At 37.0% G+C, this 18358-nt stretch carries 22 protein-coding genes; 4 read left to right on the forward strand and 18 right to left on the reverse strand.

The genetic code is table 11. From position 1 onward, the window contains the following. Nucleotides 1–22 precede the first annotated feature (22 nt). Together der and NSS81_RS03355 are read right to left on the reverse strand one after the other, a co-directional pair. On the reverse strand, nucleotides 23–1333 hold the full coding sequence (gene der / locus NSS81_RS03350) for a ribosome biogenesis GTPase Der (RefSeq protein WP_342433918.1): 1311 nt from the start codon (nucleotides 1331–1333) through the stop codon (nucleotides 23–25). 203 nt (nucleotides 1334–1536) lie between these two features. Next, complete coding sequence (locus NSS81_RS03355) at nucleotides 1537–2145, reverse strand: hypothetical protein (RefSeq protein WP_342432141.1); 609 nt, start codon at nucleotides 2143–2145, stop codon at nucleotides 1537–1539. 108 nt (nucleotides 2146–2253) lie between these two features. On the opposite strand from NSS81_RS03355, the gene NSS81_RS03360 reads away from it, so the two are divergent. Next, nucleotides 2254–2397 carry a YpzI family protein gene (locus NSS81_RS03360; RefSeq protein ID WP_342432142.1) on the forward strand — a complete coding sequence of 48 codons (144 nt, stop codon included), beginning with the start codon at nucleotides 2254–2256 and terminating at the stop codon, nucleotides 2395–2397. Nucleotides 2398–2781: 384 nt separating this feature from the next. Here the strand turns inward: NSS81_RS03360 and fni are convergent, their stop codons facing one another. From fni to NSS81_RS03435, 15 genes are all read right to left on the reverse strand, one after another. Further along, nucleotides 2782–3837, reverse strand: a complete 1056-nt coding sequence (gene fni, locus NSS81_RS03365; RefSeq protein ID WP_342432143.1) for a type 2 isopentenyl-diphosphate Delta-isomerase — start codon at nucleotides 3835–3837, stop codon at nucleotides 2782–2784. Between the two features lie 12 nt (nucleotides 3838–3849). Continuing rightward, on the reverse strand, nucleotides 3850–4989 hold the full coding sequence (rpsA, locus tag NSS81_RS03370) for a 30S ribosomal protein S1 (protein ID WP_342432144.1): 1140 nt from the start codon (nucleotides 4987–4989) through the stop codon (nucleotides 3850–3852). Between the two features lie 159 nt (nucleotides 4990–5148). Next, a complete protein-coding gene (locus tag NSS81_RS03375) occupies nucleotides 5149–5733 on the reverse strand; it encodes a lysophospholipid acyltransferase family protein (RefSeq protein WP_342432145.1) in 585 nt (194 codons plus the stop codon). After that, a complete protein-coding gene (cmk, locus tag NSS81_RS03380) occupies nucleotides 5734–6408 on the reverse strand; it encodes a (d)CMP kinase (protein ID WP_342432146.1) in 675 nt (224 codons plus the stop codon). A gap of 168 nt (nucleotides 6409–6576) precedes the next feature. After that, nucleotides 6577–6756: a YpfB family protein gene (locus NSS81_RS03385; RefSeq protein WP_342432147.1), complete on the reverse strand. Its 180-nt coding sequence runs from the start codon at nucleotides 6754–6756 to the stop codon at nucleotides 6577–6579. An 85-nt stretch (nucleotides 6757–6841) separates the two neighbouring features. After that, nucleotides 6842–8191, reverse strand: coding sequence for a germination protein YpeB (gene ypeB / locus NSS81_RS03390; RefSeq protein WP_342432148.1), 1350 nt, complete (start codon nucleotides 8189–8191; stop codon nucleotides 6842–6844). Nucleotides 8192–8203: 12 nt separating this feature from the next. Next, entirely contained in the window at nucleotides 8204–9070 is an 867-nt protein-coding gene (sleB, locus tag NSS81_RS03395; protein ID WP_342432149.1) for a spore cortex-lytic enzyme, read from the reverse strand. Between the two features lie 103 nt (nucleotides 9071–9173). Continuing rightward, a complete protein-coding gene (gene prsW, locus NSS81_RS03400) occupies nucleotides 9174–9863 on the reverse strand; it encodes a glutamic-type intramembrane protease PrsW (RefSeq protein ID WP_342432150.1) in 690 nt (229 codons plus the stop codon). 83 nt (nucleotides 9864–9946) lie between these two features. Next, nucleotides 9947–10903: an asparaginase gene (locus NSS81_RS03405; protein ID WP_342432151.1), complete on the reverse strand. Its 957-nt coding sequence runs from the start codon at nucleotides 10901–10903 to the stop codon at nucleotides 9947–9949. 5 nt (nucleotides 10904–10908) lie between these two features. Continuing rightward, nucleotides 10909–11880: a YpdA family putative bacillithiol disulfide reductase gene (locus tag NSS81_RS03410; protein WP_342432152.1), complete on the reverse strand. Its 972-nt coding sequence runs from the start codon at nucleotides 11878–11880 to the stop codon at nucleotides 10909–10911. Between the two features lie 102 nt (nucleotides 11881–11982). Further along, nucleotides 11983–13260 (reverse strand): Glu/Leu/Phe/Val dehydrogenase, encoded by a 1278-nt coding sequence (locus tag NSS81_RS03415; RefSeq protein ID WP_342432153.1) that lies wholly within the window; start codon nucleotides 13258–13260, stop codon nucleotides 11983–11985. 249 nt (nucleotides 13261–13509) lie between these two features. Beyond that, nucleotides 13510–14091 carry a genetic competence negative regulator gene (locus NSS81_RS03420; protein WP_342432154.1) on the reverse strand — a complete coding sequence of 194 codons (582 nt, stop codon included), beginning with the start codon at nucleotides 14089–14091 and terminating at the stop codon, nucleotides 13510–13512. A gap of 71 nt (nucleotides 14092–14162) precedes the next feature. Beyond that, nucleotides 14163–15077, reverse strand: a complete 915-nt coding sequence (locus tag NSS81_RS03425) for a MerR family transcriptional regulator (RefSeq protein ID WP_342432155.1) — start codon at nucleotides 15075–15077, stop codon at nucleotides 14163–14165. A gap of 29 nt (nucleotides 15078–15106) precedes the next feature. Then, nucleotides 15107–15874, reverse strand: a complete 768-nt coding sequence (locus NSS81_RS03430; RefSeq protein WP_342432156.1) for a metallophosphoesterase — start codon at nucleotides 15872–15874, stop codon at nucleotides 15107–15109. Between the two features lie 119 nt (nucleotides 15875–15993). After that, a complete protein-coding gene (locus tag NSS81_RS03435) occupies nucleotides 15994–16626 on the reverse strand; it encodes a CBS domain-containing protein (protein ID WP_342432157.1) in 633 nt (210 codons plus the stop codon). A gap of 142 nt (nucleotides 16627–16768) precedes the next feature. On the opposite strand from NSS81_RS03435, the gene NSS81_RS03440 reads away from it, so the two are divergent. Genes NSS81_RS03440 through NSS81_RS03450 form a run of 3 tightly spaced genes read left to right on the forward strand, consistent with a single transcriptional unit; the run spans nucleotide 16769 to nucleotide 17853 of the window. After that, entirely contained in the window at nucleotides 16769–16999 is a 231-nt protein-coding gene (locus tag NSS81_RS03440; protein WP_342432158.1) for a spore coat associated protein CotJA, read from the forward strand. Beyond that, on the forward strand, nucleotides 16996–17256 hold the full coding sequence (locus NSS81_RS03445; protein WP_342432159.1) for a spore coat protein CotJB: 261 nt from the start codon (nucleotides 16996–16998) through the stop codon (nucleotides 17254–17256). The genes NSS81_RS03440 and NSS81_RS03445 overlap by 4 nt, the downstream gene beginning before the upstream one ends. Nucleotides 17257–17283: 27 nt before the next feature. Further along, nucleotides 17284–17853 carry a manganese catalase family protein gene (locus tag NSS81_RS03450; protein WP_342432160.1) on the forward strand — a complete coding sequence of 190 codons (570 nt, stop codon included), beginning with the start codon at nucleotides 17284–17286 and terminating at the stop codon, nucleotides 17851–17853. Between the two features lie 31 nt (nucleotides 17854–17884). Here NSS81_RS03450 and NSS81_RS03455 read toward each other — a convergent pair whose 3' ends face one another. After that, nucleotides 17885–18346 carry a DUF2663 family protein gene (locus NSS81_RS03455; protein WP_342432161.1) on the reverse strand — a complete coding sequence of 154 codons (462 nt, stop codon included), beginning with the start codon at nucleotides 18344–18346 and terminating at the stop codon, nucleotides 17885–17887. Nucleotides 18347–18358 lie beyond the last annotated feature (12 nt).

Genomic DNA, 18358 nt, shown 5'->3' on the forward strand with positions numbered 1-18358 from the left:
ACGTCACTCCCGCATCAAAATTTTATTTTCTTTCTCTAGGATAAATTTTTATTGGTGTTCCCTCAAAACCAAAAGCCTCTCTAATCCTGTTTTCCAGAAAACGCTGATAAGAAAAATGCATTAATTCAGGTTCATTTACAAAGACAACAAAGGTTGGCGGTTTGATAGCAACTTGTGTAGTATAATAAATTTTTAATCGGCGCCCATTATCTGTCGGAGTTGGATTCATAGCAACCGCATCCATTATGATATCATTTAAAACACTAGTTTCTACACGCATTGCATGATTTTCACTTGCGGTATTAATCATTGGCAAAAGCGTATGAATTCGTTTTTTAGTTTTTGCTGACAGGAAAACAATCGGTGCATAGCTTAGGAATAGAAAATGTTCCCTAATCTTTTGTTCTAACTCTTTCATTGTTTTTTCATCTTTTTCAACTGCATCCCATTTATTTACTACAATTACGACTGCACGGCCTGCTTCATGTGCATAGCCGGCAATTTTCTTGTCTTGTTCAATGATACCCTCTTCCGCATCAATTACCACTAATGCCACATCAGACCGTTCAATTGCTCTTAGAGCACGAAGGACACTATATTTCTCCGTACTTTCATACACTTTACCTTTTTTCCGCATACCTGCTGTATCAATGATGACATATTTATCACCGTTAAAGGTATAAGGAGAATCGACAGCATCACGTGTAGTACCTGCAATATTACTGACAATTACTCGCTCTTCACCCAAAATCGCATTTACTAGTGAGGATTTACCAACATTAGGTCGTCCAATCAATGAAAATTTGATTACATCTGCAGCATAGTCTGGTTGTGTATTCTTCGGAAAATGCTTTGCAGCCTCATCCAATAAATCTCCTAATCCTAATCCGTGTGAACCTGAAATCGGAATAGGATCCCCAAATCCCAATGAATAGAAGTCATAGATTTGTTCACGCATCTCTGGATTATCAATTTTATTTACACCCAAGACGATTGGTTTTTTAGATTTATATAATATTTTTGCTACTTCTTCATCAGCCGCGGTTACCCCTTCCCGTCCATTTGTTAAAAAGATAATTACATCTGCTTCGTCAATAGCGATTTCAGCCTGCTGCCGAATTTGTTCCAGAAATGGCTCGTCCCCAATATCAATGCCACCAGTATCAATTAAATTAAAATCATGCGTTAACCATTCTCCAGAGCTGTAAATTCGATCCCGTGTTACTCCCGGAGTATCCTCAACGATGGAGATTCTCTCACCCACAATTCTGTTAAAAATGGTCGATTTCCCAACATTCGGTCTTCCTACAATGGCTATAACAGGTTTTACCATTATGATCGCCATCCTTTCTCATCCATATATTGAACATACATCTTGTTATTAATTTATCGTTAAAGCAAAGAAACTCAATTTATAAAATTAAGTAGTGCGTGTTAATGATAAAGAAACCCTTCTATCCTAAAGAAGGGTCTAACTATACTATCTTAGCAAATGTTAATCGTTTCCCGCAATGGAAATATCGCCAAGTGCGTTGTTCATGTTGATTTCTGCTTCCCTTTATGCGGAAAACGAAATTGGTTTTGTAAAATAGTACCAGCGTTTTCCAGAAAGCTCCATACTAAAAGCAACATAGTAGCTAACACACAAATATCAAGGTATGGAAGAGCACCAATCGGGTAAGAAAATTGAAATCTGTTTAAAAAGAAGGCGTAGCATATTTCTCCGTGCATAGTTCCGCAAATGATAATCAATAATCTTCGTTTTAAAGTATTCTGTAAAAGAATGCCTAAAAATAAAAGGCCTATACTCATCATCCAAATTTTCGGAAAGATAATCCATACAGGGTCAAATATTTCAAATAGACGAAATGTCACGTAAGAAATTGTGACTATGACGGAACATATTATCGCATAAAGCAGTACACCATTTTTTTCCTTACCTAAAATAATATAGGATAATACCAAAGTAAAAACTCCGCTAGCAAGAACCTGATAGCCACCAACGGTAAAGTGAACATCAGAAAGGATAATTATCACTAATATACAAGCTGACATCCCAAAGCGAAGCGGGTGTTGTTTGTTCATGATAAATGTAAGGTATACCCATAATGACCAAAGTATCCAATAAAACAATGAACCATCCATATACACACCTCCTAATGTTTCCATTATCGGTATTCTTTATGTACTTTCATACTTCCCTGAATAATCTTTACTCAGAGATATCATCTTATTAAGAGGAGGTGTTTAAATTTGGGAAAAGATCGTCAAGAAAAGAAATTAAAAGCAAGCCGGAGAGTTGAATCAGACCGTGACCAAGCATTGCATTACAAAGGTGCAACTAAGCTGCAAAGCCCTGAAGAAGCAAGAGGACTAAATGATTCGAAATATGATTGATTAACAACAAAAAAGCTCTCGCTTAGGCGAGAGCTTTTTACAGATTGTCGAGAAAGGGTATATTTCTCGGCAATTTTTCATTTTGTCTATTCTATTAAAAAGCCTATGCGCAGGGGCTGTTGATTTGCGCGGAAGGCACGCAGACTCCTGCGGGAGGACGGGGCTGGGGAGACCCCGCAGGCGCTTCAGCGCCGAGGAGGCTCCCCGGAACGCCCGCGGAAAGCGAAGTGCCTGGAGCGCAAATCAACAGACATGTTCAAAAACCTTATATCAATAACACTCTAACAAATTAACGCCGTGAATTATTAAAGTTATTGGATAAATAAGAGACTGTCGAAAGTTTCTCGACAGCCTGAAAAAAGCTCTCGCTTTGGCGAGAGCTTTTTATATCTTTCGTTGACTATATTTTTTTGTTTCTATTCCCCTTTGGCTTAACCAATGGTAGGTTTCACCACTAATAATTATTGGGGCGTTTTGTAAATCTTTAATTGTTTTTGCACCTAAGGCCGTCATAATCATTACTAATTCCTTATGGAGGATCTTGATTTCTTCCAGCAGGGAATCTGCCCCCTTTTTTACAAGGAAATTCAAGAAATAACCCGCAAAACCAATCGCATCCGCACCCGTTGCCAATCCCTTAGCAATTTCAGAAGCGGAAGTAAATCCACCAGACCCGATAACCGAAGCTTTACCCTTACTTTGCGTTGCCTCGATAATTGAGACCGCTGTGGGAATACCCCATTCATTAAAAAAAGAAAGAGAATTTTCCCTCCGTCTATTTTCAATTTGTGCAAAGTTTGTTCCACCAAAACCGCCAACATCAACAGCCGTAACTCCGACTGAAGAGAGAATTTCAACTGTTTCTTTACACATACCAAACCCAACTTCTTTTACGATTACCGGGACGCTGGACTCTCTTACAATTGCCTCTATCCTTTTTAACGCACCTGAAAACTCTCGATCCCCTTCAGGCATGACTAATTCTTGGATTACATTTAAGTGTATCTGTATCGCGTTCGCTTCAATCATTTCTACCGCTAGTTTCGCATCGTCTGATGTTGCTTCACTTCCCAGGTTTGCAATGATTATACCAGTTGGATTCTCTTCTCTAACCACTTTAAAGGTATACCCCTGGGTCTTATCCTTCAATGCAGACATTTGCGACCCTACTGCCATCGCGAGGCCAGTTTGCTTTGCCACTCCTGCAAGCTGTTTATTGATTTGGTACGTTTTATCACCGCCGCCGCCAGTCATTGCATTGATAAAAATTGGCGAACTCAAATAAAGTTCGCCAATTTTATGGTGTAAGCTAACATCTGAAAGATTAATATTCGGTAAACTTTGATGAATAAATTGGATATTGTCAAAAGCTGTTAACCGTTTCTGCCCACTTTCTAAGGCAAAGCGAATGTGATCCATTTTTCGTTCAGATCTAGACATTACTAATCACCATTATTTTCTTAGATTCTTTAATTGATCGCCAATCATTTCTCCCAGCTGGAAGCCTTTAGATTCCTCTGGAAGTTCATAGTCAAAATTATTGTCTTCTTCTTTTTCAAGGAGATCCTTAATGCTTAAAGAAAGACGTTGTTCTTGTTCATTGGTATCCAGTACCTTGACCTGAACTTTTTGACCTTCCTTTAACACTTCATGTGGTGTACCGATATGCTTATGGGCAATTTGCGAGATATGAACGAGTCCCTCTACTCCAGGAAACACTTCAACAAAAGCACCATAAGAAACTAATCTTTTTACTGTTCCAGTCAGTGTGCTGCCTTTAGGAGCTTTTTCGGCTAAATTCGACCATGGACCTGGTTGAGTTTCTTTAATGGATAAAGAAATTCTCTCATTATCACGATCAACATTAAGGACCTTCACCTGCACCTTCTGACCCTCTTGAACGACATCGGTTGGTTTTTCTACATGCTCATAAGATAACTGAGAAATATGAACCAATCCATCGATTCCGCCAATATCAACAAAAGCACCAAAATCGGTAATCCTTTGGACTGTACCATCAATTACTTGTCCAGGGTGGATTGAACTTAGAATATTTTTTTTATGTTTCCCTTTTTCTTCTTCTACTACTGCACGGTGGGAAAGAATTAAACGATTTTTTTCTTTATCAAGTTCTACAATTTTAAAGGTAAGCTGCTGCCCTTTATAATCAGAAAAATCTTCGACAAAATAGGCTTCAACTAATGATGCAGGGACAAATCCGCGTACACCAAGGTCAACTACTAATCCGCCTTTTACTACATCTTTTACTTCTGTTTCAAAAATCTCACCGCTATTATATAGACGCTCTAAGTTTACCCAAGCTTGCTCTGCATCTACTTTTCTTTTGGAAAGAATTAAGGCTTCTTCTTCAACCTTTAATACTTCCAGTTCTAATTCATTACCGACTTCCACAGCATCTGATGCTTTCTCAACATGCAGACTTGAAAGCTCACTTATTGGGATAATACCATCAAGTTTACTATCTTGGATGCTAACAATTACTTGTTTTTCTTCTACCTTAGTAACTTGTCCTTTGACTTTATCACCAATTTCAAAGCTTTTGACTTCTATTTGATTCATATCTTCCGACATATGTATTCCTCCTTAATCCATTGACTACAAAAATATATGATGTGATCCATGGTCTCTCACAAATCACATATAATAACTAAAAAGATAATCCGAGTGAATATTCAAAAAAAAACTCTTTTTACTAACTTCTTATAAATAGCTGATTTTGTCAAGCAGAACCTACCGATGCACTTTAATAAGTTTATCAATTTCAGACATAATTATTTCAGTAACTTGCTCAGCTGAGGCCTTGGATTTTTTCAATTCATCCATCGCAATCGGCTTTCCATAAACTACTTTTAACTTACTAAAACTTTTATATGGACCAATTATTGCACAAGGGATAACGAGGGCATCCGATCTTAATGCAAAGAACCCTGCTCCTGCGAGCCCCTTTCCTATATCTCCGGTTTTACTTCTTGTCCCCTCAGGAAATAGACCAAAAACATGTCCATCTTTTAAAATTTTCATACCTGTTCTTAATGCTTCTCGATCACCCATACCTCTTTTTACTGGGAACGCATTACATTTCCTAACGATATTACCCAATACAGGCACGTTGAAAATTTCTTCCTTTGCCATATAATGAACAGGTCTAGGAGCGTTAATTCCTACTACTAGCGGATCAAAATTATGAATATGATTGGCACACAGCAGTACCCCGCCCTCTTTCGGAAAATCTTCAACGCCAATTACTTCCATTCGATATAGCGGTTTAAAAACAGAATATACAACAGATTTTGCAAATGAATAAAACGTTGCCATTTAGCCTATCCTTTCGCTCACTAAAGCCATAATATTTTCTACTACTTCTCTAATAGTTAAAGAGGTTGTGTCCAATTCAATTGCATCGTCCGCTTTTTTTAGTGGTGCATATTCTCTCTCTGAATCATATTTATCGCGTTTTGCAATTTCCTCTTTTAGTTGGTCTAAATCTGAAGAAAAACCCTTTTTCAGATTTTCCGTGTGTCTTCTGACAGCTCTTTCCTCTACACTTGCTAGTAAGAATACTTTAACTTCTGCATTTGGAAGCACATGTGTCCCTATATCTCGTCCATCCATTACGACCCCGCCACCTGCTGCAAAGGATTTTTGCATTCTTACCATTTCTTCTCGAACCGCTTGATGCTTTGCCACAATAGAAACTGAGTTAGTTACCTCAGAGGATCGAATCGTGTCAGTAACATCTTGATTATCCAAATAGACCAATTGTCCGTCATCGGAAGGCATAAGTTCTAATTTCGAGTCCAAAAGTGCGTTTAACAAGGATTTTTCATCTTCTAGATCTAAGTTATTAACAATTGCTTTATAAGTCAAAGCCCGATACATCGCACCCGTGTCGATATATATGTATGATAGTGTCTCCGCCACAATTTTTGCAACCGTGCTTTTCCCTGCTGCAGCGGGACCATCAATGGCAATCGATATTTTTTTTTCCATAATTCCTCCTAGTTCCATCATGATCGTCTCTGTACTTCACTCATATATTTTAACATAAGTAATTATCTGCTTCTTCTTTTTCATATCATAAATTTGATTTTCTTTCATTTATTTTCTGTTACCAAGCAGAAAAAAAAAGCAGGGATTCCCGCTTCCTATTGTCTTTTCTTATTTACCGCTAAATGTTTCCAGAATTTCTGTAAACGTATTTTCATTTACACCTTCATATTTCGTTAAGTGTTCTAATTGAGGAAAGACATCAAATTGATGTAAAAATAGCTGAGCTAAAAATAGAAAGATAAATTGGATTATGATTACTTTAATTAGGACTCTTTCAATAACTTTCATACTAGTCACCTCGATATTTCCAGATACCTCTATTATTGGGAAATAAAAACTGATTTATTCAAAAAGGAAAAGCGGCTGCTTTTCCTTAAATGACTTCATCATAAACTGCTTCCGCATTTTTTAACTTGTTAACCTCTTCCTCAACTCCATCTTTTGCATTAATGAATATCCGGTATGTGTCATCTCCTATATAACCTAAGAATTCATAACACAATACCTCCTTATCCAAATTATTTATTATTACGGCCTGTCGCTCTTCCATTACCTTAAAGTTTGGATTTACCTTACTTCGTGCTTGTTCACTTGTTAATGCTGGTTTCTCAATCTTTCTTTCCTGAAAGGTTGTTAGATATTCTTCAGCTGTAAAGCCATTAATATCTCCATTATCCAAAGCCACTTCAACTTTAATCGCTTCTGGATAAATTCTCACATTATCTAAACTAGTCACAAAATTGAATACGCCAACATTGTCATATTGCATACTTTCAAATAGATCGAGATTTTTATATCCATTTTCCTTTAAAAAAGCAGCAGCCTTATTCGCAGCATCATTTAAGCTAATTTTTTGCTTAGAGACTTCACGATGATGAATAAACCAAATGGGTTTCCCTGCCTTTTTCGTAATATCCATACTTGCTTCTTGGCCAGTTTTTTTATTTTTTATTGATACACTATAGAATCCATAATCAGATCCTTTTCCATTTTCCGTAACCTTTACTTCTGCATTCCCATCAAATTTCATGTATTTCTTTGCAATACTGATTGCTTCTTCTTTTGAAATGGTTTTGCCTTTAATCTTTTTTAAATTTTCATTCTTATTTTGCATATTTGAAAACGTGGGTCCTAAGTCACTTTCTTCATACCCAGAAACTGTTTTTTCCACTGTTTTAAATCCATCAATTATCGTATTATCTGAGGCCTCATCACCTGAAGCAAGTGCGAGTTCAACATCCATCCATCGCAAGTTATTTTCTAATACCATATGCTGAACATCTCTAAGTTCTTTCTGAATATCACCAGACTGCTTATAAAGAACTTTTAATGTTTCATATTCCTCCTCAGATAATGGCTCTTTATCTAAATCTCGTACAGCGGCACGATAACTAAAGTTCCCAATATTGGCTAAAAACTCTTCCGTCTTATTAAAAGGGAGTAATGTAAGCGGGAGTTGTCCTACATCATTTTGTGCTTCAGAAGTTATTCTCCATACTTCCACTAAGGAAGGCGACAATGAGTGCCTTGAGTTCATCGCTATCGTTGTCCCAATCTTATCGTTAAGTAAATCAATTTGATAGGTAAGATCATGAAAGGCACGTTGGTAATTATTTTCTGCATTTAACAGAATTGCATTTTTTTCTCGATGTTCTTGATAACCCCAAAAGGCTGTACCGGCGACACCTACTGCTAAAACACCAATGATTATTCCTCTAATCATCTTTTCACCCCTCTATTGGCAGAATATATGTTTCCCGATTTTTTTAATTTGTGGTCTCGACCATATCCAGCTGCTTGTAGCCGTATCTGGATTAAAATAATATAAGGCTTCTCCAGTGGGATCAATCCCATTTATTGCGTCTAATACGGCTTTCTTTGCTGTTTCATTTGGTGTCAGCCAGATTTGTCCATCAGCAACAGCGGTAAAGGCTCTCGGCTCAAAGATAACTCCTGAAACAGTATTAGGGAATGAGGAACTATTCACTCGGTTTAATATAACGGCAGCAACAGCTACTTGACCTGTAAACGGTTCACCTCTTGCTTCACCATAAACAGCATTTGCCATTAACTGGATATCATTACTTGAAAACCCGCCTGGAGTATTTGTTGCTGTTGGTTTCTTTGGCGGTGCTACAGTCTTCGGCGTTTCTTTCGGTGCTGCTGGTTGGGTGTTTTCCTTTTTGGCTGGCGTTTTGGATTTAGGAACACTTTGTTTACTTTGGTCAACTCCGCCATAATGGGTAAACTTATTTCCTTTATTGATTTGCTCCTTCACGAACTTTTCATTATATTTACTAGCTTTCACCAACTTTTCTTTCGTCTCTTTACCGGCAAGGCCGTCAATCTCTAAACTAAACTCATACTGAAAATTTCTTAATGCCCAATAAGTACCCCATCCAAACACTCCATCAATCTTGCCATTGTAAAAACCAAGATATTGCAATCGGGATTGAAGCTCGATTACGTCATTACCTGTTGCTCCCTGCTGTATTACTTGATTTGAAAAAGCATGTACACTATTGTTCTCGAAAAATAATAACGGCATCAAACATATGGAGATGAGCATAACTAACGGGATGAGTCGTCTTTTTTTCTTCATGGTAATGTAACCCCCAGTTGTAAATCTTTTTAGATGTTACCTTATTTTTTGTACTATTGGTTTTTTTATTCCTTTTATGAAAAAATAAACAAAAAACCCTTCATTATGTATGAAGAGTCTTTTGTGCAGCATATTGATTTTTCTTATGATTTGCAGTTAGGATTTTAGCCATTTTTACTTTTCTTAAGCCAAACCACCAAAGAAAAATCATAAATGGAAGTATAATATATAACCAATTTTCTTGAGAAATTAAGATATAATCGTATGACCCATGGAGGACAAAGGGAAGTAATAAGGAAAATATTATCCATTTTACTTTATTACCTTCTGTAAATCTTGCTTTTCCGATATAGAAACCCATGATAACTCCAAAAAGTGCATGGCTCGATACTGGAAGTAATGCCCGACCAATTGCATGTTCAATTCCATTTGCTAATAAATAAAAAATATTCTCGATGGAAGCAAAGCCTAAGGATACTGCTACACCGTATACAATCCCATCAAATGGTTCATCAAAATCAGCGTGTTGGTAAATTAGATAGAACAATATAAACCATTTGAAGAATTCTTCTAATAGACTTGCTGAAAGAAATGCTTCTATTAGTCCAGAGGTAATAATGTTTTCCTTTTGAAGTACATATTGAATAAACATAATCGGAAACACTAGCAGAGCTCCAAATAAAAATGTTTTTAAGACAACAGATATTGGCTCTGATTCATATTCATCTTTTAAGTAAAAATAACTTAGCAAGGCCAAACCGGGGGCAATTCCGGCTGATAATATTCCCAGCATGACTAATCCTCATTTCACATCTGTTTCCTCTATGGTATCACGATATCAAAATAAATTAAATGGAAGTTTCCTATCACCCATGCTTAAAAATTTACCTTTTCCAGTCCACTGGCAAGTGCCACCGCCAATTTAATTCTAGCCTTTTTAGAGTCATTATCACTGCCGAGAATAACACCATTATTAAAAAGGTCATATGCACTGCCTTTATAATCATATGTGGTGTAAACTGAGCCCTCTTCTGCACTTGTTGTAACAACTATTAATATTCCTTCCGAAATAGACCTTACAATTTCCTCCATCATTAAAGGAGCAACTTGACCACGCCCTACTCCCTCAAGAACAATCCCTTTGACCCCAGCCTCTCTCGCTGCCTTAATAAATTTTCCATCAGCACCCATATAGCATTTAATAATTTCAACTTGTGGTAGAGGGGACACTATTCTGAAATGCTCACGCTTAATTGGCTTTTGAAATATATGTACTGCATCATTATCAATAATTCCTAAATAGCCAAAACCAAAGACACTGAATCCCTGAATATTTGAAGCATGTTCTTTTTTTACATATCTTGCTGCAAAGATTCGTTCATTAAAGACAACAACTGCGCCAGCATTTTTTAAATCCTCGGAACACGCAGAATAAATAGCATGTCTAAGATTTATATATACGTCACTGCCCAAATCCTCAGGCGAACGCTGCGAGCCCGTTATAATTACAGGTCTATGATCATTAATGGTCAAATCCAAAAAATAAGCTGTTTCTTCAAGGGTATCTGTTCCGTGTGTTACAACTACTCCTGAAACATCTTCATCAGAAAAATAGGTTTCAATCTTTTCTTTTAATACAACTAAATCTTCAAAGGTGATATGGATACTTGCTTTTTGAAAAACAGATTCAATGATAACTTCAATATCCGTTGGCAGATTACACATTGCTGCCAGCTCTTCACCTGTCAATTCCCCTGAAGCTAATTTGCCTGATTCCTTATTTGTCTTGCTCGCAATCGTTCCACCAGTAGTTAATAATATAACCTTCTTCATTCTTATCACCCTTTTGCATCTTTTTCTAAAATTGAATGAGCAATTTGACCACCATGGAATCTGCCATTTTCAATAAAAATTTCATTTGCATTATTTCCGGCAGCAATCACTCCTGCTATATAAATGCCGTCGACATTTGTTTCCATAGTCTCGGGATTAAATAATGGTCTTCCTGTTTCCTCGTCAATTTTAATCCCCATTTTTTTTAAGAACTGATGGTCAGGGTGGTACCCTGTCATTGCAAAAACAAAGTCATTATCTATTGAAACAACTTCATTGTTCTTTACATAAATGACCTTATCTTCTGTTATTTCTTTCAGATGGGCATTAAACTCCATTATTATTGTTCCATTTCGAACTAAAGCATCAAAGTCAGGGAGAATCCACGGTTTAATACTAGGAGAATACTGATTTCCGCGATATAAAACAGTTACTCTTGCACCTGCTTTATCAAGCTCAAGTGCAGCATCAATACTAGAATTTTTTCCGCCAATCACACAAACATTTTTATCAAAATAGGGATGCGCCTCTTTAAAATAGTGTGAGACCGTTTCTAAGTCCTCCCCTGGAACATTCATATAGTTTGGAGAGTCATAATAGCCTGTTGCAATTACAACATACTTGGCACTATACGTCTGTTTGTCGGTAATTACATGAAACCTCCCCCCTTGTTTCGTAACCTTTGTTACCTTTTCAAAAGAGTTAATACGTAATTGTTTTCTCTTAACTACCTCTCTATAATATCCTAGCGCCTGGTTTCTTTTCGGTTTATAGCTTTCAGTTATAAATGGAACTCCGCCGATTTCTAACTTTTCACTCGTGCTGAAAAATGTTTGATGGGTTGGATAATGATAAATTGCATTTACTACATTTCCCTTCTCGATAACAAGAGGGTCTTTCTTAATTTCCTTAAGGGAGATTGCAGCAGCTAAGCCACAGGGACCGCCTCCGATAATAATAATATCTTCTATTTGCATAGAGACACTCCTCACCAATAATATTTCAATCAAACTATACTTCCAAATAAAAACTCCTATCGTAATGATAGGAGTTTTTTCACCAGGTTTCAAATAAAATAATTAAATCCATCCTCTGAATCGACTTGCTTCTGCCATTTTTCTAACGCCTACCATGTATGCGGCTAATCGCATATCTACACGCCGAGTCTGAGCAGTATCATAAATATTTTTAAATGATTTCACCATTACTTTTTCAAGTTTTTCTTCTACTTCTTCTTCAGACCAATAATATCCTTGGTTATTTTGAACCCATTCAAAATATGAAACGGTTACACCGCCAGCAGATGCTAGTACATCTGGCACTAGAAGAATTCCACGCTCTGTTAAAATCTCTGTTGCCTCAAGGGTTGTTGGACCGTTTGCTGCTTCTACAACAATACCTGCCCTAATTTTATTGGCATTTTCAGCCGTAATCTGATTTTCAATTGCAGCTGGTACGAGAATATCACAGTCAAGTTCAAGTAATTCTTTATTGGTAATTGTGTTATTAAATAATTTTGTAACGGTACCGAAGCTGTCTCGACGGTCTAATAGGTAATCAATATCAAGTCCGTTCGGATCATGTAATGCACCGTATGCATCTGAAATCCCAATTACCTTTGCACCGGCATCATGCAGAAATTTCGATAGGAAACTTCCCGCATTACCAAAACCTTGAACAACCACCCTGGCGCCTTCAATTTGAATCCCTCTTATTTTAGCAGCCTCGTTTATACAGATAGTAACACCTTTTGCTGTCGCAGATTCTCTTCCATGAGAACCACCGAGCACAAGTGGCTTGCCAGTAATAAACCCTGGTGAGTTAAACTCATCAATACGGCTATATTCATCCATCATCCAAGCCATTATTTGTGAGTTAGTAAAAACATCGGGTGCAGGAATATCCTTTGTTGGTCCAACGATTTGACTAATTGAACGCACATATCCACGGCTCAATCTTTCTAGCTCTCGAAACGACATATCACGCGGATCACAGATTATTCCGCCTTTACCGCCGCCATATGGCAGATCAACAATCCCGCATTTCAAGCTCATCCAAATTGAAAGCGCCTTGACCTCTGTTTCTGTAACATTAGGGTGGAATCGGATTCCTCCTTTAGTTGGGCCGACTGCATCATTATGTTGAGCACGGTAGCCAGTAAATACTTTTACTGAACCGTCATCCATTCTAATTGGAATTTTAACTGTCATCATACGTAATGGCTCTTTTAAGAGCTCATATACCTCTTCAGGATAACCTAACTTTTCAAGAGCTTTATGTATTACAGTCTGTGTTGATTTCAACACATCATTTTTTTCCTCATGAAACGTTTTTTCATTACCTTTTTCAGCTGCCATATGTAAACCCCCTAAGAAATCACTTAGCAAATGTTGCTCTTTCAGACACAAGTATACACGTAAAACGGATTTATGCAAGGAGAAAAATATACTTTACACTCATCTCGAAACAAAAATATGAAATCGCTACCATTCTCTTTATAAAAGTATTATCGTAAAAATAAATCTTGGCCAATAGTTATTTAAGGAACTCCAATACACCCAATTGAAAGTAGAAAGAGCGGAGGACTCCTTCTACTTCAAACTACACTATTTAAAATGCAGAAGAATGGTATCTACCGCGTTATTCTCAATAATTTGCTTCCCATATTCAACTAGCAGATGCTGACTAAGTATAGAAGGAACTCCATATTCAGATAAAAAAGCAGCTGCTTTTTCAATATTGCTTGTTTCGATATTATTCATCAGTAAGTAATAACGATCATTCATTGAAAACAAACTGCCCCCATTGATATTAACGGAGGATAACCGTTTTGAAAGACCAATAATATCTTCAAAGCATTCGAACTCATATAAGAAGTTCTCACAGCCACCAACCCTGACTTGCATCTCTAAAAAACCATCAAATAATACTTCATCATCCTCTGTAGCTTCATCTACCGTAATAATCATAATCATTCCTTGTGCTTTTAAAGTGAATACTTCAACAGCAACAGAACCTTGAATGTCTACATCAAATTCCTCGCTAGCCTCTTCCAGCATATCATGGAAAAGCTGGTGCCATTTTATTGAATCTTTCCAAATATCGTCTTTAGAAAGTCCCCTTTCAAATAAATCATCAGAGGTTAAGAAAATTTTTATTTTATTAATAGTTAATCTTTCTAAACGCATGCTCCTCGAGCCCCCTGCCATGACGTAACTCTTATTTTAGTTTATGTCATTAACTCAGGTTGGTGCTTTGTCTACAGCATCCTCAACCGTTCCATCAGCCATTTCTCCCATTCATCAGTATTCTGCCCGACAATTTGTTCTGAGTATTTCTCTCTCTCCAAAGGTTTCAAATGATTAATTGCCTGTCCGCCAATTCCAATATGGAGGCTTTGATAATTTAGCCTTAACTGTGTAACAAGATTTAATGCCGTTAACAAATTTTGCTGTAGTGTACATGACATAAATAAAAAGTCTGGCTGTAGAATGTTTATTACCTTCTCAACATCTTCTTCGGCAATATTTGCGCCTAAATTAACTACTGCAATTCCTCTTCTCCGTAAAAAGAAAGTCAGCATTAATAGCCCGATTTCATGCCATTCTCCTGGGCTGCAGACTGTTACCGCTTTCGGAAGATGTGTACTGTTAGGGAGACTTAAGACTATCCTTTCCATATGCGATCTCAAAAAAGCAGAGGCATAATGTTCGTGGGCACTGGTTACTTTTTCTGCTTCCCAATAATCTCCTATTTTAATTAGTATAGGACTAAAAACATCCAGAAAAACTTTTTCAATGGTAAAGACGCTAAATAAAGTATTTAGTATTTCTTCCGCATTTATTTCATCAAAACGGACTAATGCATCAAATAACTCATCTGTCAGTCTGGTAAGCTGATTGCCCTGATTTAGCGGAAACGATTCCGAATCAATGTTTACTTGACTATTATCCAATAAGGCTATTGCCTGACTAATCGTAAAACCTTGTTCTACTTTTTTCAAAAGCCATTTTAAAATCTTAATATGTTCATCAGTATATAACCTGTGGCCTGATTCATTTCGAACTGGTGCAATCATTCGATACCGTCTTTCCCAGGCCCTCAGGGTTCCAGGTTGAATTCCTAACATTTGTGATGCAGCTTTAATATTATATTTTCCCTCTTGATCTGCCATCTTTGTTCCTCCGATTTGCCATGCTTACTCTAACCATTCTTTATTGTAATTAAGTGGCATTCTGCAGGAGCCCCTAGCCTCAATGGAAGCGAAGTTGTCCCATAACCATTACTAATTAGTATCGTAGTATTTTCTATTTTTTTTACTTTTCCTTTTTCATATGGGCTGTAACCAAAAATATGTATTTGTCCACCATGCGTATGACCACTTAAAACTAGTCTGATTTCATGTTCTGGGAGAATTTTTTCTGTAATCCATGGATAGTGACTGGCTAAGATCTTAAAGCTTTTTTCTCCAGCATCCAGCAATGCCAAATCAAGGCGGTCACGTTCCTGATTTAAGTCATCAACACCTAATAAACATAGTTTATCACCTGTTTCAGATTCAAAGGTTACAGCGGTATTGTCTAATACTTTTACACCACTATCTAAAAAAATGGCATCTAACATACGAAAATCTGTCTCATAATCATTATTTCCCCACACAAAATAAACAGGGCCAAGGGATTTAAGTTTATTAAGATTTTTCTTTACTCTATCCATTGGTACACCTTTTTCTGTCAGGTCTCCACCGATAATTACGATATCTGCCTTGCCAGAAACAGTACTTATAATCGTATCTGAGATCAGACGCTTATGTATATCTGAGATAAAAAATATTGATACCTGCTTAAATGACTCTGGAAAGTCACTAAAAGTCATTTCATGGAAGACAACATTATTTAGAAAAGCTTCTCTTACCATATACAAAAAAAGACACGTACCTAGAAGTAGAATAACAAAGATTGCAATAGCCATGCTTATGTTTCTCCTTTATTACTTAATTTCCTATAAAAATCATACCATAAATGGGTAGTTTAACGTAAAGATCCCTCCCATACATTAAGTATGAGAGGGATAATGATTCTTTCCCGATACTAGTCTTCCTGTATACTTAAAATTCTGAAGCCCTGCTCTTCTAGCTTTTTAGTAAACTTGTCAATATTATTACTTTTCTCGACCTTCATTACAATTCTACGGACTAATTTATCTGTTTCATCAAATGTTACAAGTGAAATAATATGTTCGTGGAAGTGATGTGCAATTTCAGAAAGACGCGCAATACGACCTTCTGTTTCAACAGAAGTAAACGCAATCCTAACACCCGGACGGTTTACACCAAAAGCACTTCCAAATGTACCTAATATATCTGAGCGTGTGACAACTCCGAGGAATTTACGATTCTTATCAACCACTGCTAATAACGGAAAGTCTTTTAAGCTTAGAAGCGTTTTTTCAAATACTTCATCACCCTGTAAGTACTTTTCCTGATGAGTAACAATGTCTAGAACTGAGGTTGTCGTTATATACTCATCTTTGTCTTTACTAGAAAGGAAACAGCTTTCATAAATGTTATAGCGTGTTACAACCCCTATATACTGATCCCCCTTCAATACTGGTACCCCATCAATTTGATGCTTCTCTAATTGCTCCAAGGCATCTTTTAATATCATGTCCTGTTGTACAGTCACACTATGATGCTTTGGAAGCATAATATTTTTTACGTACATACCCATCACCTCTATGTATTTATCCTACATACCTATTATACTTCAACAAACCATTGAAAAACCCTTTTAATATTAAAGATTTATGTCATGAAGTTAAATATTATTCATATAAATTAATGATGTTGATAAAGGGAGGGCTACCATGTTTACTCTATATAAAACCTGGCATCCATACGTTGGTCCATTTGACCCCTGCAAGCCAATTCTAGAAAAAACTTATTCTACTCCGCCAAATATTTATATGGGCTTTCAACCGCCAAATCTCCCACAATTCACGCCAGCTGAAGCACTTAGGGCAGGTACACTGTGGAAAGCCTTTTTTGATCCTTACTACAATTCATCTGAAAAAGCCAAAGGGGGACAGCCAAGATGAAACAGGTACCTGCTGAATATTATCAAATATTAGAGCAGTTACAAACCGTTGACTTTGTACTAGTGGAACTAACCTTGTATTTAGATACACACCCCGATGATCTTGAGGCCATTAAGCAATTTAATCATTATGCAAAGGAAAGAAAGAGTATTAAAAAATCGTTTGAAAGCCAATTCGGCCCTTTAATGCAATTTGGAAACAGTTACTCTGCCCACCCCTGGAACTGGAACGACTCACCATGGCCATGGCAAGTCTAGCTATTGACGAAGGAGGGGAAAATGTAGATGTGGGTATATGAAAAGAAGCTTCAATATCCCGTTCGTGTTAGTACATGTAATCCAACCTTAGCAAAATATTTAATTGAACAATATGGCGGAGCTGATGGCGAGCTTGCAGCTGCATTGCGCTATTTAAATCAAAGATATACGATTCCTGATAAAGTAATCGGGTTACTGACAGATATCGGCACAGAGGAATTCGCACACCTTGAAATGATAGCCACGATGATTTATAAATTAACGAAAGATGCCACACCTGAAATGATGAAGGCTGCAGGGCTTGCGGAGCATTATGCAAACCATGATAATGCACTATTCTACCAAAATGCTGCAGGAGCTCCTTGGACAGCTACTTATATTCAAGCGAAAGGGGACCCAATCGCGGACCTGTACGAGGATATTGCTGCCGAAGAAAAAGCAAGGGCTACCTACCAATGGATTATTAATCTTAGTGATGATGTAGATTTAAATGATGGTCTTCGATTCCTTCGTGAGCGGGAAATTATTCATTCTCAACGTTTCCGCGAGGCCGTTGAAATATTAAAAGATGAACGGGATAAGAAAAGAATCTTTTAAATTGCAATAAGAAGCAGCAAAGTTCTGCTTCTTATTTTTTTTCGTGGTAAAGGTTAATGTCATAGTTTTTTTTCATCATTTCAAAAATTATATGACGATTTCCCCATTGATCTTCCTTTTTCCATAAATCCTTGCTGCGGTCAACAATTTCACATCTTAATTCTTGGTATTCTTTTTCCTTCTTTTCCTTCTGTTGTTTTAAAACATTCATGGCACCAAACAAGCTTAGCGTTACAAAAAATAGCAGGACATTGACGGAATCATTGACAGCGGCAGAAAACATTGCAAAAAAAGAATAAGAGTAAATTTTTGCCACCGTAAGGTAAAAATAACTAAAGAAGAGGAATGCAAAAAAAAGCGTTGAATAGATGGTAAAAAAGTGCCACTTCTTTGCCTCATCAAACTTCTGTTTTCTCTTTCTTACATTTTCCAGCATTTGCTTGGTTGCCTCATCAGTATGTTCCAATAAAAGGATTGGAGAATCCAATTTCATCACCCTCTCTTC

This window comes from Neobacillus sp. FSL H8-0543 (assembly GCF_038592905.1).
GTDB lineage: Bacteria > Bacillota > Bacilli > Bacillales > Cytobacillaceae > Neobacillus.

What these genes read in the sequence shown, in the direction of transcription:
- der (WP_342433918.1), bottom strand. Translation starts at nt 1,333, where the DNA reads ATGGTAAAACCTGTTATAGCCATTGTAGGAAGACCGAATGTTGGGAAA.
- NSS81_RS03355 (WP_342432141.1), bottom strand. Translation starts at nt 2,145, where the DNA reads ATGGATGGTTCATTGTTTTATTGGATACTTTGGTCATTATGGGTATAC.
- fni (WP_342432143.1), bottom strand. Translation starts at nt 3,837, where the DNA reads ATGTCTAGATCTGAACGAAAAATGGATCACATTCGCTTTGCCTTAGAA.
- rpsA (WP_342432144.1), bottom strand. Translation starts at nt 4,989, where the DNA reads ATGTCGGAAGATATGAATCAAATAGAAGTCAAAAGCTTTGAAATTGGT.
- NSS81_RS03375 (WP_342432145.1), bottom strand. Translation starts at nt 5,733, where the DNA reads ATGGCAACGTTTTATTCATTTGCAAAATCTGTTGTATATTCTGTTTTT.
- cmk (WP_342432146.1), bottom strand. Translation starts at nt 6,408, where the DNA reads ATGGAAAAAAAAATATCGATTGCCATTGATGGTCCCGCTGCAGCAGGG.
- NSS81_RS03385 (WP_342432147.1), bottom strand. Translation starts at nt 6,756, where the DNA reads ATGAAAGTTATTGAAAGAGTCCTAATTAAAGTAATCATAATCCAATTT.
- ypeB (WP_342432148.1), bottom strand. Translation starts at nt 8,191, where the DNA reads ATGATTAGAGGAATAATCATTGGTGTTTTAGCAGTAGGTGTCGCCGGT.
- sleB (WP_342432149.1), bottom strand. Translation starts at nt 9,070, where the DNA reads ATGAAGAAAAAAAGACGACTCATCCCGTTAGTTATGCTCATCTCCATA.
- prsW (WP_342432150.1), bottom strand. Translation starts at nt 9,863, where the DNA reads ATGCTGGGAATATTATCAGCCGGAATTGCCCCCGGTTTGGCCTTGCTA.
- NSS81_RS03405 (WP_342432151.1), bottom strand. Translation starts at nt 10,903, where the DNA reads ATGAAGAAGGTTATATTATTAACTACTGGTGGAACGATTGCGAGCAAG.
- NSS81_RS03410 (WP_342432152.1), bottom strand. Translation starts at nt 11,880, where the DNA reads ATGCAAATAGAAGATATTATTATTATCGGAGGCGGTCCCTGTGGCTTA.
- NSS81_RS03415 (WP_342432153.1), bottom strand. Translation starts at nt 13,260, where the DNA reads ATGGCAGCTGAAAAAGGTAATGAAAAAACGTTTCATGAGGAAAAAAAT.
- NSS81_RS03420 (WP_342432154.1), bottom strand. Translation starts at nt 14,091, where the DNA reads ATGCGTTTAGAAAGATTAACTATTAATAAAATAAAAATTTTCTTAACC.
- NSS81_RS03425 (WP_342432155.1), bottom strand. Translation starts at nt 15,077, where the DNA reads ATGGCAGATCAAGAGGGAAAATATAATATTAAAGCTGCATCACAAATG.
- NSS81_RS03430 (WP_342432156.1), bottom strand. Translation starts at nt 15,874, where the DNA reads ATGGCTATTGCAATCTTTGTTATTCTACTTCTAGGTACGTGTCTTTTT.
- NSS81_RS03435 (WP_342432157.1), bottom strand. Translation starts at nt 16,626, where the DNA reads ATGTACGTAAAAAATATTATGCTTCCAAAGCATCATAGTGTGACTGTA.
- NSS81_RS03440 (WP_342432158.1), top strand. Translation starts at nt 16,769, where the DNA reads ATGTTTACTCTATATAAAACCTGGCATCCATACGTTGGTCCATTTGAC.
- NSS81_RS03445 (WP_342432159.1), top strand. Translation starts at nt 16,996, where the DNA reads ATGAAACAGGTACCTGCTGAATATTATCAAATATTAGAGCAGTTACAA.
- NSS81_RS03450 (WP_342432160.1), top strand. Translation starts at nt 17,284, where the DNA reads ATGTGGGTATATGAAAAGAAGCTTCAATATCCCGTTCGTGTTAGTACA.
- NSS81_RS03455 (WP_342432161.1), bottom strand. Translation starts at nt 18,346, where the DNA reads ATGAAATTGGATTCTCCAATCCTTTTATTGGAACATACTGATGAGGCA.